The 13,683-nt window shown below is 49.4% G+C and carries 9 protein-coding genes; 7 read left to right on the top strand and 2 right to left on the bottom strand.

Going from position 1 to position 13,683, the window contains the following annotated elements; all coding sequences use genetic code 11:
• Positions 1-2 precede the first annotated feature (2 nt).
• Entirely contained in the window at positions 3-1,463 is a 1,461-nt protein-coding gene (locus tag BWI97_RS05325; RefSeq protein WP_102200273.1) for a SusD/RagB family nutrient-binding outer membrane lipoprotein, read from the top strand.
• A gap of 88 nt (positions 1,464-1,551) precedes the next feature.
• On the opposite strand, the gene panC is transcribed toward BWI97_RS05325, so the two are convergent.
• Positions 1,552-2,391, bottom strand: coding sequence for a pantoate--beta-alanine ligase (panC, locus tag BWI97_RS05330; RefSeq protein WP_102200274.1), 840 nt, complete (start codon positions 2,389-2,391; stop codon positions 1,552-1,554).
• Between the two features lie 211 nt (positions 2,392-2,602).
• Here panC and BWI97_RS05335 point away from each other — a divergent pair, with 211 nt between their 5' ends.
• The 6 genes from BWI97_RS05335 to BWI97_RS05360 all read left to right on the top strand — a co-directional run bounded on the left by BWI97_RS05335 (position 2,603) and on the right by BWI97_RS05360 (position 13,057).
• Positions 2,603-3,412, top strand: coding sequence for a glycogen/starch synthase (locus tag BWI97_RS05335; RefSeq protein ID WP_094809146.1), 810 nt, complete (start codon positions 2,603-2,605; stop codon positions 3,410-3,412).
• A 482-nt stretch (positions 3,413-3,894) separates the two neighbouring features.
• A complete protein-coding gene (locus tag BWI97_RS05340) occupies positions 3,895-7,440 on the top strand; it encodes a M43 family zinc metalloprotease (RefSeq protein ID WP_158242691.1) in 3,546 nt (1,181 codons plus the stop codon).
• A 268-nt stretch (positions 7,441-7,708) separates the two neighbouring features.
• A complete protein-coding gene (locus tag BWI97_RS05345; RefSeq protein WP_102200276.1) occupies positions 7,709-8,047 on the top strand; it encodes a DUF805 domain-containing protein in 339 nt (112 codons plus the stop codon).
• A 93-nt stretch (positions 8,048-8,140) separates the two neighbouring features.
• Complete coding sequence (locus BWI97_RS05350; protein WP_094809148.1) at positions 8,141-9,778, top strand: M20/M25/M40 family metallo-hydrolase; 1,638 nt, start codon at positions 8,141-8,143, stop codon at positions 9,776-9,778.
• 115 nt (positions 9,779-9,893) lie between these two features.
• A complete protein-coding gene (locus BWI97_RS05355; protein ID WP_102200277.1) occupies positions 9,894-11,297 on the top strand; it encodes a hypothetical protein in 1,404 nt (467 codons plus the stop codon).
• A 149-nt stretch (positions 11,298-11,446) separates the two neighbouring features.
• Positions 11,447-13,057 (top strand): Na+/H+ antiporter, encoded by a 1,611-nt coding sequence (locus BWI97_RS05360; protein WP_102200278.1) that lies wholly within the window; start codon positions 11,447-11,449, stop codon positions 13,055-13,057.
• A gap of 66 nt (positions 13,058-13,123) precedes the next feature.
• On the opposite strand, the gene BWI97_RS05365 is transcribed toward BWI97_RS05360, so the two are convergent.
• Entirely contained in the window at positions 13,124-13,450 is a 327-nt protein-coding gene (locus BWI97_RS05365; RefSeq protein ID WP_158242692.1) for a PH domain-containing protein, read from the bottom strand.
• Positions 13,451-13,683 lie beyond the last annotated feature (233 nt).

A 13,683-nucleotide genomic window follows, 5' to 3' on the forward strand; every position in this document is an offset into this window, starting at 1 on the left:
ACATGATACGCATTTTTCATTCATTCCGATATAAAGCCGCATTGGCGTTTGTACTGGTTGGGTTATCCGCCTGTACGGGTGAGTTCGACCAAATAAATACGAACCCGAACAATCCCACGACGGCTACGGCCGATTTATTCATGCCGAACGGAATCCAGACCGCCGTGAATGCGTATTGGGGAGGTTCGCTGGGCATGGACGTGGGAAATCTGGTTTCTCAGCATTGGGCTCGGATTCAGTATACCGATGTCGATCAGTATACGACTTCCAACGACGTCGCGAACGCGGGCTGGAGTAATTTCTACATTGAGTCACTGGCCGATTACCAGCGTATTTACAAGATTGGTCAGGAGACGGGAAATACGAATTACCAGGCCGTCGCCACCATTCTGCGGAGCTGGGTATTTACCCTGCTTACGGACGTATACGGCGATATTCCGTATTCGGACGCCATCAAAGGCATGGAAGGAACCTTACAGCCGAAGTATGATACTCAGAAAGACGTCTACGCCGGTCTGGTAGCGGAACTGAAAACGGCTGCGGAACTCATCAATACTACGGATAAAAGCAAAGCGATTGCAGGGGATATTCTGTTCAATGGCGATCTGACGAAATGGAAAAAATTCGCCAACTCGCAAAGCCTGCGGATTCTGAACCGAATGCTGGGAAAAGCGGATGCTCCGATCGATGTGAAAGCCGAGATCGAACGCATCCTGAAAGATCCGACGAAGTATCCGGTACTGACTTCCAATGCCGATAACGTGCAGTTGACGTACCTCAATGCAGCTCCGAGTAATAACCCAGTCAACGAAAACCGCAAAACGCGGGATGACCACCGGGTGAGTGCGACGTTGGTGAATAAACTGAAAGGAATGGAAGATGCCCGCCTGAAAGTATACGCCAACCTGCCCGCCGATGGGGGTGATTACAAGGGCGTACCCAACGGTCTGTCGGCGTCGGATGCCAACGCTCTGGGTTTGTCAAAAACGTCGAAAGTGGGGGATTACTTCGTGTCGGCTACGGCCCCAGGCGTAATCATGACCTATGCTGAATTGCTGTTTATTAAAGCCGAATTTGCGTATAAGGGAATTACCTCGGCTGGCGAAGCGGCTACCCTTTACACGGATGCCATTAAAGCTTCGCACGCTCAGTATGGACTCACGGCGTCGGATGCGTACCTGACGGCCAATGCCTTCAAAAGTAGTACGGCGGGCTATACGCAACTGATTGAGCAGAAATGGATTGCTCTGTACGGACAGGGCGTGGAAGCCTGGACGGAGTACCGCCGCACGGGCATTCCCGTACTAACGCCTCCGACGCTGAATACGAATGGAGGGGTAGTACCCACGCGTTTGCCCTATCCGGGTTCGGAGGAATCGCTGAACTATACCAATTTCAGCGAAGCTCTGAAACGCCAGGGCGGCCAGAACGACAAAAAACTGAAGTTATGGTTTGCTAACTAGTATAGGAATCATTCAGGTGAGTACTGGGAGAGAAAACCTGAATAGAGGAGGGTAACAAAGAGTCCGGCCAGCTGGCCGGACTCTTTGTTTAAGCCGTCAACAAAAGGTTATCAATTAGTCGAACCTTACCCAGATGCACCGCAATACACAGAGCTGCGGGCTGTCCCGACTGATGATCTTCCAGAGGGAGTAGGGTTTCAATATCCGCAATTTCAAAGTATTCCAGTTGGAAAGCGGGCTGGGCCGCGAAGGCTTCGCGTACCTGAGCTTTCACTTCGGCAGGCGACGTACCCTGTTCCAGAGCCGTTTTCGCCCCTTGAAGCTCCGCCTGAATAAAAGGAGCCAGGGCCCGTTCGTCGGCAGTCAGGTTACGGTTCCGCGACGACATCGCCAGTCCGTCGGTTTCGCGTACGGTAGGGGCAATCACCAGCTCAATCGGAAAACTCAGATCCTGAATCAATCGCCGCACAATCAGACACTGTTGCAAATCTTTCTGTCCGAAATACGCCCGCGTGGGTTGTACCAGATGAAACAGTTTGGAAACCACGATACCCACGCCATTGAAATGACCCGGTCGGAAGGCTCCTTCCAGTACGCGTTCGAGGGTACCGAAATCAAAGGTCAGCACGGGCTGACTGGGGTACATTTCTGCCGCGGAGGGAGCAAATACCACATCACAACCGGCGGCTTCCAGCAGGGCACAATCCTGTTCGAGTGTACGCGGGTAACGGGCTAGGTCGTCGGCGTTATTAAATTGAATCGGATTGACGAAAATACTGCAAACCACCACCGCATTTTCCTGTCGGGCCCGGCGGATCAACTGCAGGTGTCCTTCGTGTAAGGCCCCCATCGTCGGAACAAAGCCAATGGATTCCGTGGAGCGGGTCAGGTAGGTTCGTAATTCAGCCTGGGTAAAAATCAGCTGCATGGGATATTTCAGAAAGAAAAGCGTGTATGAAGTACTGGTAATCAGCGTTAGTAAAGCGGTAAACTAAGTCGAACGGGTAAAAAGTTCAGGAAGCTAAAAACTTGCAAGTATAGTTTTTCTGAAATTAATTCATGGATTTTAGCCATTTTTTTTATATTTTTGCAAGCGAATTTGGAATATCCTTACCCATTTCGTAAACTCTTGAAGCCCCATGAGTAAACTCCGGATTTTGTACGTTGCCAGTGAGATCAATCCCTTTCTTCAAATCACAGACGTTGCCGAATACGTGCGAAAACTTCCCCAGGCGATGCAAGAGCGGGGCATGGAAATCCGGATACTGGTTCCCCGGTTTGGACTGATTAACGAACGCAAAAATCGCCTTCATGAAGTCGTCCGCCTTTCCGGAATCAATATTTCAGTCGGCGACGACGAAAAGCCATTAGTCATTAAAGTGGCGTCCGTTCCCAGTGCCAAACTGCAGGTCTACTTTATTGACAACGAAGACTATTTCCACCGGAAATCAGTATTCTTCGATAAAGACGAGAAATTCTACGATGATAACGACGAACGGGCCATTTTCTTTTGCAAAGGCGTGATTGAAACCGTTCGGAAATTAGGCTGGTCACCCGATATCGTGCACTGTAACGACTGGATGACGGCTTTGATTCCGCTGTACCTGAAAACGACCTACCGCAATGATCCCATGTTTAAGGACACGAAGTCGGTATTTTCAGTCTACAACAACCCCTTTAGTTACAAGTTTACCGAAGAGCTGCTCGATAAGGTGAAAGCCATGGACATTGAAGATGACATGCTTTCCAGCCTGAGTTCGCTCGATTACGATGGCTTTATTAAAATTGGTGCCCAGTACGCCGATGTCGTGGTAAAAGCAGAGGAAGATTACAGCGAAAGCGTCAATCAAATCCTGAATGACATTCCTGATAAGAAGGTGGAATTACCTGAAGAACAGGAAGAAATGTCCGATAAATTTTACTCCCTTTACACGGAGTTGATGAGTTAGGAAGAAGGGATGATCTCCTAAAACAGGCTAGCCGCCGTCGCAAGACAGGCGGCTTTTTTTGTATCTTTTTCGCAGGAAATGATAAGCTTTTATGAAGTAAAGTGATACGTAAAGACAGGCATTTTTCTGTGCAATGAATTAGCAATTAGAAGAATGTGTTTACGCTTCTTTGAGATATTTAAAAGTATTAATAAAAGGTAATATAAAGCGATAAAGCGGAAGCGTATCTTTACCAACCCCCTTTAAAAATTGTCCATTTTACCTTCATTGAAATGATTTTACCTTTACCTATTCGTATCCTTTCAGCTCACTTTATACGTCTACATTTTTTCACTATAAAAAGACGTATTCAAGGGTTTACTTTAGCCTGGTTTTTTCTCTTCATCAGTCTTTTCTCGCAAGCACAAACCGTACCGTTGAGCTGCGGAACACCCACTCCCCAAAACAATATTGAATTTAGAGAGTGGATCAAACGTTCCAAAATGGCTGGTGGAAGAGTAGCTACTACACCCGTTACGATACCCCTTGCTTTTACCATTCTCCGACCATCGGCCGAAGCTGGCCGGGCGGTGAATGCCGATGAAAAGAATTACATCGCTCAAAACATGTACTGGCTGGAAAAATTTTACCGGGGCAGTAATATCAGCTTTTACATTACTTCTGTAAAAATACTTGCAAACACGGCCTATCATGAAGGAGAGGTTGATCCACTCACGTACGTGAATCAACTGGAAAAAAATGCGGCTAACGTCATCATATCTTCTATGAGAAATGGTATTTATGTTGGTTATGCAGGATACGCTTATTATCCATCTTCCAGCGGTCAAGGCTCAAACCTGATTGTTTTAAATGAAAATAGTTATAAATATCAGGATAACTTATTACCCCACGAAATAGGCCATTACCTGAATCTTTATCACACTTTTGACGCCGTAGGGGGGAGCGAATTAGTGGATGGTTCCAACTGTGCAACGGCCGGAGATATGGTTTGTGATACGCCCGCCGATATAACAGGTGTAGCCGGCATATCAATCAGTAATTGCGTGTATACGGGTACTCCTGTGGATGCGAAAGGTATGTTATATAAGCCCGATACGAAAAACCTGATGAGCTACTGGCATTCGTATGGCTGTCAGACCGATCATTTTTCAGCGGGGCAGTTTGACCGGGCGTATAATGGCTATTGGTTTCGAATGAACAACCCGGGGTACGGTGATGATCAATACAATCTTTCAGCCAGTCCCAAAGGCTCTGCTTATAATCTAAAACTTCGACGGGCTGATGCAACCAATTTGGCCCTCGTTTTCGAGACGCAGCAAACGGAGGATAACCTGGGTTTCCTGGTTGAGTATGCCGATAGTGAAAATGGTCCTTGGCAGATTGATCCAATCGTTACCGTATTTTCTGATGTGAACTATGCTTTAGATCCGAAGAAAACACACTACGTTCGGGTAAGACCCTTATCCTCGCCTTATTACTCCAATGTAGCCAAGTACACCCCCGGAAAACCCCAGGAGTTGTATTTCGATTCTATTCCCAGCGATCAGGTTTTTCGTGACAACCTTTCGTTGCAATTCAAAGTACGGGCGAGTTCGGGTTTACCCGTAACGTATCGGTTGCTTGCGGGGAATGCAGAACTCAGTGAACAGGGATTATTGAAAATACATGGACCCGGCTGGATCAATATTGAAATTGCTCAAAAAGGCAATGATGAATGGGAACCATATTGGGTCAGCTATGCCATGCAGGTATCGAAAGCAGTTCAACAAATCGACCTGAGTACGATTACCCCGAAAACCTTTGGCGATCCCCCTTTTGAAATTACAGCTATAGCGAGTTCCGGTCTGCCCGTAATGTATGCAGTGGCGGGTCCTGCCACCCTATCGGGCAACCGCGTGACGATCACTGGAGCCGGTCAAATTCTGATCAGTGCGTATCAGCAGGGAAATGCAAACTATATGTCAGCCGAAGCCCGGCAATACATTACGGTAGCCAAAGCCAATCAGAGCGTACAGTTTGATGCAATCAATTCGAAAACCTACGGCGACGCTCCCTTTACGCTATCAGCTCGTGCTTCTACGGGCTTACCCGTAACGTTTGAAGGAAGTGGACCGGTACAGATTTCGGGCAATCAGGTCACGCTGACCGGAGCCGGGGAAGCAACAATTCTGGCGAAACAGACGGGCAACGAGAACTACAACGCCGCCCCAGAGGTCCTGCAAAAACTCAGCATTGCCAAAGCCGAACAAACCCTTTCGCTGGCGGCCATTCCGGATAAAACCATGGGCGATCCGGATTTTCAACTGGAGGTACAAACGTCTTCGGGCTTACCGGCAGTACTGACCGTTAGCGGCCCCGCCGAAGTGGGGGGTACAACAGTGAGGCTGAAAGGAGCGGGTCCGGTAACGATCACTGCCAGTCAGCCCGGCAATGAAAACTACCTGCCCACGGCCGTTTCCGTGAGCCAGCGATTTACCGTAGCCAAAGGCAAGCAGACGATTCGTATACAACCCATAGCCGATCGTACCTACGGGGATGGCGATATTACGGTCGGGGCCTCAGCCAGCTCGGGCTTACCCGTAGCCATTACGGTGACGGGACCCGCCAGGGTAGCCGACGGTTCGCTGAAGATTACCGGAGCGGGTACCATAACGGTTACCATTGCTCAGGGGGGGGACGATAGCTATGATCCAGCTGCATCGGTTACCCAAACGTTTACCGTGCATAAACTCAAACAGCAAATTTCGTTTGATGAACTAGCCAATCGTACGTACGGAGATGCGGATTTCGATCTTTCCGCTCGCATCAACTCCGGCTTAGGGCTGCAAATCAGTAGTACGGGACCCGTGGCTCTTACCGGGACGAAAGTCCGAATTACCGGTGCGGGCGTGGCTCGGATTACCCTAACCCAACCCGGTGACGCCAATCACGAAGCAGCCCCGGAGGTGAGTCGCGAATTTACTATTGTGAAACGACAGCTGGTCCTAACGTTCCCGGAGCTGGCAACGCGGGACTATTCCAGTACGCCCTTTGCGTTACAGGCCCAAAGTAACGCCACCTTACCAGTGCAGTACCAGGTGCAAGGTCCCGCTCAGCTACTGGAAAGCAATCGTTTACAACTAACGGGGATTGGTGAAGTGAAAATAACGGCTCTACAGACGGGGGATGCCAACCATGAAACGGCCCAGCCCATCGTACGGACGTTTACCGTACAGAAAGCCCGGCAGCTCATTCCGTGGGAAACGGTCGCTTCGCTTGCGTTCGGCAAGGGAACCTACAGCCTGCCGACGCTCAGTAACACGCAGTTGCCCATCCAGTATCGGGTTGTTAGTGGTCCGGCTACGGTTGCTGGGGCAACGCTGAGTTTTACGGATTACGGAAAAGTAACTGTAGTAGCCAGCCAGCCGGGCGATGATAAACACCTGGCCGCTCCGGAGCTGAGCCAGACCTTCTGCGTTAATCCTGAAAAGCCCACCATTACGGCGGAAAACAGTCTTACATTGGTATCGTCCAGCCCGTACCGGAATCTATGGCTACTGGGCAACGATACGCTGAGTAATGAAACGCAGCAGAAAATCCGGGTTACCCGTCCGGGTGCGTACCGGGTGCTGGCGTACAATCCGGATGCCAGTTGCCAGTCGGTACAGACATCGGATTCCTTCCAACTGATTATTACTTCGGTAGAACCCCGTGCGACTACATCCGTAACCCTGGCACCCAACCCGGCTCGGGATGAAGTGTTGTTGCAGGTACAACTAAAACCTGCTCTGCGTACACCCACCTACGTGCTGTACAATTCGCTGGGGAAAGCCGTGACCGCCGAACAGCCTTTAACGTATCTGAATGAGGCTTACCAGGGCCGCTTGACCGTTCGATCCCTACCGGCGGGCCTGTACCTGGTTCGTATTACAACAGCGGACGAGCAGTTAATGTATAACTCATCGTTAATCCCTAATCCACACGATCCAACTTCAGCCCTGCCCGTCATACTAACGAACAGGGCTGAAGTTGGATCGTATTTGTCTTGAGCAGACTGAATCAAGGTCCTTATGTAGAGTGGCTACTCGTTTCTGAGTAGTTCACGGCTGACCTCGCTACGTCAATTGATTCCATGAAATACATAGAGACTAGAAGACCAGCTGTTTTAGCGGGACAAAATATTTCCTACTAACTGTTACCTGAAACAAGCCAGAAAACGACAATAAGATCATTAAATTACCCTTTATAAAACCGATGTTTCCAGACATTCATCTATTTCATAATTTAGCTCAACCTCTTATCAATCAACCTATTGTTATGTTCAAACATCCGTTTTCCTTCGAAGGGCGTATTCGCCGCCTGGAGTATGGCCTAACCGTACTGTTCCACTGGCTCATAACGATGGGGCTGAATGCCCTGTTTGGAAAAATGTCTCTGTATGATTTAATGACCCTGAAGGGCGTAATGTGGCTGAGTATCGTCCTGCCCATTGCCTGGTTCTGGTTTGCTCAGGGGGCGAAACGATGCCACGACCGGGGAAACAGTGGCTGGTTTCAGCTCATTCCGTTCTATGGCCTGTGGATGCTCTTTGCGGAAGGCGATCCCGGACCCAACGCCTACGGTGAGGACCCAAAGCATGAACAGATTTTATCCTAACACCCCTGAATGAGGAGCTGCTGCTAACGTTAAATTTTTGTATCTTGCATGTTCGCTTCATCGCACGATTTCCACTTGAGCACTCTATCAGGCATGATTAAAAAATTCCTTGGGCTGTTTCTCGTTTCCCTAACCGCCTCCGCCCAGATTCCCCAGTCGATTCTGACCGAAATCAATACCATTGATTCCAATCGCATCAAAGCCCACGTGGCGTATCTGGCCGATGACAAGTTGCTGGGCCGAAAGGCGGGTGCACCGGGTTACAAAATGGCCGCCGATTATATCGTAGAACAGTATAAGAAAATGGGTTTACAGCCCGCTGGCGAAAAAGGTGGTTATCTGCAGGAAGTATACCTGCGAAATTCCAAAATCAAACCCGAGACGGCTTCCCTGACGCTGACCTTGCCGTCGGGCGAACAAAAGTCCCTGAAATGGGGGGTAGACTTCGTCTTCACGCCTCATCCCGAAAAAACTACCGTTGATTTCAACGCTCCGCTGGTATTCGTTGGGGCCGGTTTTGATACGCCACAGATCAATTTTGACGATTACCGGAATGTAAATGTGAAGGGTAAAATCGTGGTGGTACTACGGAAAATTCCCGAAAATGTACCCGCTAATGTGAAGTTACACCTGGGGTATCCGGCTACGGCTCAGACCTTCGCGGCCAAGCACGGAGCGATCGGCGTACTGGTTTGTAATTACACCAATAGTCCCATTCTGTTCCGATCTTCCGCTACCAATTATAGCCTGAACGGGATCAATGCTTCTGTATCCAAATCGGGGGAACGCGTGAGTTCGGCTGCGGCTCTGGGTGGAAAAATTCAGGTCGCTGGAGGACTGTCGGTACAAGCCCTGCAACAATTGATGCAGGCCGAAGGTATTGCCCTGGACGCACTCTGGCTGAAACTCGAGCGGGGTGAGTACGTAAGTCAGCCCCTGAAAAGCAAAATCAGTGGTCACTACGAAAGCACGTTCACCAACATGCTCAGTTACAACGTCATTGGCAAAATCGAAGGCTCCGATTCAAAACTGAAGAAAGAGTACGTCATTCATTCCGCTCACCTGGATCACCTGGGTACGGGTAAGCCCGTTAACGGAGACTCGATTTACAACGGAGCCCACGATAATGCTTCCGGCGTGGCCTGTGCTCTGGAAATGGCCCGTACTTACGCCAATCTCAAAGAAAAGCCCAAACGTTCCCTGCTGTTTCTGATGGTGACGGCCGAAGAAATGGGCTTATTGGGCTCGGGTTACTTCACCGCTTTTCCGACCGTTCCCAAACGACAGATCGTAGCGGATATTAACACCGACATGCCCACATTGCTGGCTCCGCTGGAATCCGTAGCCCCGCTAGGAGCTGAACATAGTAGTTTGCAGAAAGTGGTCGAAGAAGCCGCTAAAGCCGTGAACCTGCAGGTTGAACCCGATCCTGATCCGAGCGAAGGCCGCTTTGTCCGAAGTGACCAGTACAATTTCGTGAAAGCGGGCATTCCGGCCCTGCACATCAAGTACGGGTACGCGAAAGCGAATCCGGCTTTGAATCTGGCTGAAAAAGTAAAAATCTGGCGGGATGCGAATTACCATAAGGTTTCCGATAACCTGAACGATTCCTTCGTATGGTCGGCGGGACGGAAATACGTGCAGGTGAATTTCCTCATCAGCTACCTGATTGCCCAGAATCCGGTACGGCCGAGCTGGAACAAAGGCGATTTCTTCGAAGTAACCCAGTAGTTATTTTGTTCTTGATACAGAAGCGGATGGTAGGAAAAGAAGCCCTGCCATCCGCTTCTGTTGTATACGAAGTACGTAGCTTTGAGCGTTCGGATTCATGAATAACCTTCCCTGTATGAAATTTTCTTTCCCGTTTTTACTAACGCTGGCCTTAGTTTTGCAGGCCTGCTCGAACGCAGCAGAACGCACATCCGTACCATTCCAGGCGGTTGATCCGTTGAAAATCACACAGCTGGACCTTTCCGAGATACCAAATTTCCGGATGCCCAAAGGATCGTTCTGGATGGCGATGTTGCTTCCCGAACTGGAAAAAGAGCGAGATTTTGTCCGGAAGGGCAATACCTATTTCCCAATCCGGTCCGTGGTGGGTCAGGCAGATACCCAGCAAATTACCGTAGAACAGGCTAAAGCATTTCTGCAAACCCTGCCGCCGGGGACGGGCCTGTACGAAATGCTGGGCGACGATGACATGTGTAAGAAATCAGGCCCTTTACATGGCTTGTGGACCAATCCGGTGACCGTAAGTCCCGAGCAGGTACGCGATTTCCTGACGGGCTGGTGGTGGTCGAGAGCCTATCGCTTTGGCTGGGGTAACGCCCGGGTGTTTTTCGATCTGGATCTGGAAGGTTTTCCGGCCGCCTGGAAAAATAATCAGGTGCTGGCGGAGGGAGTTCGGCTGGTTCGACAACAGCATCCGAATGTGGAGTTTGCCATGTATGCGTCGGGAAAAGCCAATTTGTACCCCGAAGGCAAGGGCGGTCCCGACCAGCCGTATGAAATAGTAGGGGGTGAAACCCGACATCAGCTTTACAAAGAAGCCGGTTTTACCTTCTTTGAAATGATGCCTTATGCTCACTACGAAGAGGCTTTGATTGGCCCCGATAAAGCATATGCCAGCTTTGAAGATTACGCCGCCCGGAGTAGTTTACATATGCGGCAATGCCTGAAATGGCTCGACGAGCGAGCCGCCTTTACCGGAAAAAATTACAAGGGTTTTAGCTGGGTGATGACCCGTTACGAGGGTGGCAATCTGGAGATGATTGCCCCGCACGTCTGCGAGTCGCTGCCCCTGTGGTTTCTGGTGAGCGGAGCCGGTAAATCCGGTGGGGGCATTTGCAGCTGGAATCCGGGCGAGCCACTCAATGCCGCTGATTTTGCTTTTGAGGCGGGCAAGTGGCGGGCTTCGCAGTTTAACGAATTCTGGGAAAATCCGAAGACACAGTATAACCTCAAGATTGAATTTTCGCTCGACGACGGCGAAAGCTGGACGGACGATTCCCGTACCTGGAAAGAGAAAGCCTACGATCTGGGCCTTCGTCAATTTCAGTGGATGTACACCAATCCCAATCCCATAGGGGTCCGGGGAGCTTTGCTGGGAAATAAACTCGTAGTAGTTGCTGCCGCCCGTCCGAGCTTGGAAGCCGGAAAAACGCAAAGCATCCTCTGTCGATATGGGTCGAAGGTTTGGAAAATGGATCTGGCTTATCACCAGGTAGTGGCCGGTACCGTAGCTTTGTAATGCTTCTAGAAAAAAGCCCTATTAATCTATTGACGTATAGGTTGTATGGTTCAATTTTCTGTCTATAATTAGCCCGCTCAACGGAACTTTCCGGGGGTGGGCTTTCTTGTATTAATAGATTACTTAGTACTACTACCCTTCAAATCCCCATGGAAATACTCGAACCTATACTCATTTTAATGGCCATACTGGCGGGGCTGGCGGCTTTGGCTCCCAAAATGAAGCTGCCCTATCCGGTACTACTGGTGTTAGGCGGTCTATTCGTTGGAATTACGCCCAGTTTGCCGAACGTCCGGCTGGACCCCGAAGTGGTATTCCTGATTTTTCTTCCCCCCTTGCTATACGAAGCCAGCTGGAAAATCTCCTGGCATGATTTAAAAACGTATCGTAAACCCATCAGTCGTCTGGCGATTGGTTTGGTTTTTCTGACGACCACCGTAGTAGCCGTCGTCGCTCATTACTGCATTCCGGGCTTCGACTGGCCGCTGGCCTTTGTGCTCGGAGCTATTGTATCGCCGCCCGATGCTGTTGCCGCAACCAGTGCGACCAAGGGATTGGGAATGCCCCGTCGTACGACCGTCATTCTCGAAGGCGAAAGCCTCGTGAACGATGCTTCAGCTCTGATTGCATACCGGTACGCCGTCGCAGCCGTCGCCAGTGGCAGTTTCATTTTGTGGCAGGCTAGCATTCAGTTTGTGATCTTGGCAATTGGAGGCGTACTGGCCGGACTGGCCATCGGGTACGCCTTTGTGTGGGCCTTGCGAAAGGTACAGGGCAATGCAACCGTTGAAGCCAGTTTGAACCTGATGATTCCCTTTGTTTCCTATCTTTTTGCCGAACACATCAAGGTATCGGGGGTATTGTCGGTCGTGGCTACGGGGCTGTACGTTTCTTGGCGTTCGTCGGAAGTGTTTTCGTACCAGGGCCGCATGCTGAGTAACAATTTCTGGGAACTGCTGGGCTTTCTGCTCAACGGTTTTGTCTTCATTCTCATTGGCTTACAGCTACCCTGGCTGCTGGAAGGCATCACCGAGTATTCGATGACGCACCTCATCCTCTATGGATTACTCGTGAGTGCGGCGGCTATATTCATTCGAATGGCCTGGCTGTTTGTAATCTCCAAATTTTCCATGCGATTCGGCTTTGCCAACGAAGCTACCATCAAGAGCAAGGGCGAACTCTTCATCATCGGCTGGGCGGGTATGCGGGGCGTGGTATCACTGGCCACGGCTTTAGCCCTGCCGCTGACCTTGCAAAACGGCAATGCCTTTCCTAATCGGGATGTGGTTCTCTTTCTGGCCTTTATTGTGATTCTGGTCACGCTGGTGTTACAGGGCTTAACGTTGCCGTTCTTCGTTCGTCATTTTAATGTGAAAGAAGATACCGAAAAAGAAGCGGCTCTTGAACGGAAACTGCGTCTGCACATGGCTCGTCAGGCGATGACGTTTATTGAGAAGGAACTACCAGTGTTGGGTGGAAACGAATTCATTCACAATGGACTGAAAAATCGTTTTGAACAACAGATCCGTTACCTGAACGGCTCGCTTCCTACGGATGGCATACAGCCGTCTTTAAAAACCCGTAATGATCAATTCAAGCAGTATATTTTTAGTGAACTGGAAGTAATCAATTTCCAGCGACAGGAGATTATTAAACTACTCAAGCATGATAATTACCCCGAAGAAATGATTCGGAAAGTAGAGGGGGAACTGGACGTCTGGAATGTGGCGGTGCAGAGCCGGTTGAAAATTATTAAGTAGCGAAGTTTTCCATTCATTGCGAGTAGGCAGGATCCTGTACGTAAGATCTGGCTACTCGCAATGTTTTTATAGTTGGACTTCAATACTGGGATTCCGTTTCAAAAGCTCCGCCACGAAACCTGCTTTATCCCTGGGCGAAAGAAGAATACTGTCAAAGCGATTGTAAATCAGCTCAATCCGGTCCAGCGATAGGGCGGGAGACTGGATGATATTTCCGGATCTGGAGACTTTTCGAATGGACTTAATTTCAATGCATTCCTGAAAGAAAAAGCCAGAGCTAATCCTGAGTGTATCGGTATCCATCTGGTAGACAGTCGTAGAAAAAGTATAAATGATAAAGAGCGAGCAAAGCAGGATGATTCCCAATCCAACCCAGATTCCCTGGTAAGCCATAAAGCTTGCTAGGCCAAGACAGAGAATCGAAATCGGAAAGACGAGTTCAAAGCCTATTTTAGAGGAATAAATAATCATAGCTTTAGTAAAATATGAAAATTCGCACAATACCTGACTTTAGACAAGATACATACTTCAAGTGAATTAGCCAAAAACAGCTAATAAACAGTAAAAGCCCCCAGTACAACCGGAGGCTTTTGACGATGAACTCTATGTATTAAAAAAAAACGAAT

Source organism: Siphonobacter sp. BAB-5405 (assembly GCF_002872335.1).
Lineage (GTDB): Bacteria > Bacteroidota > Bacteroidia > Cytophagales > Spirosomataceae > Siphonobacter.

What these genes read in the sequence shown, in the direction of transcription:
- panC (WP_102200274.1), bottom strand. Translation starts at nt 2,391, where the DNA reads ATGCAGCTGATTTTTACCCAGGCTGAATTACGAACCTACCTGACCCGC.
- BWI97_RS05335 (WP_094809146.1), top strand. Translation starts at nt 2,603, where the DNA reads ATGAGTAAACTCCGGATTTTGTACGTTGCCAGTGAGATCAATCCCTTT.
- BWI97_RS05325 (WP_102200273.1), top strand. Translation starts at nt 3, where the DNA reads ATGATACGCATTTTTCATTCATTCCGATATAAAGCCGCATTGGCGTTT.
- BWI97_RS05340 (WP_158242691.1), top strand. Translation starts at nt 3,895, where the DNA reads ATGGCTGGTGGAAGAGTAGCTACTACACCCGTTACGATACCCCTTGCT.
- BWI97_RS05350 (WP_094809148.1), top strand. Translation starts at nt 8,141, where the DNA reads ATGATTAAAAAATTCCTTGGGCTGTTTCTCGTTTCCCTAACCGCCTCC.
- BWI97_RS05345 (WP_102200276.1), top strand. Translation starts at nt 7,709, where the DNA reads ATGTTCAAACATCCGTTTTCCTTCGAAGGGCGTATTCGCCGCCTGGAG.
- BWI97_RS05355 (WP_102200277.1), top strand. Translation starts at nt 9,894, where the DNA reads ATGAAATTTTCTTTCCCGTTTTTACTAACGCTGGCCTTAGTTTTGCAG.
- BWI97_RS05365 (WP_158242692.1), bottom strand. Translation starts at nt 13,450, where the DNA reads ATGGCTTACCAGGGAATCTGGGTTGGATTGGGAATCATCCTGCTTTGC.
- BWI97_RS05360 (WP_102200278.1), top strand. Translation starts at nt 11,447, where the DNA reads ATGGAAATACTCGAACCTATACTCATTTTAATGGCCATACTGGCGGGG.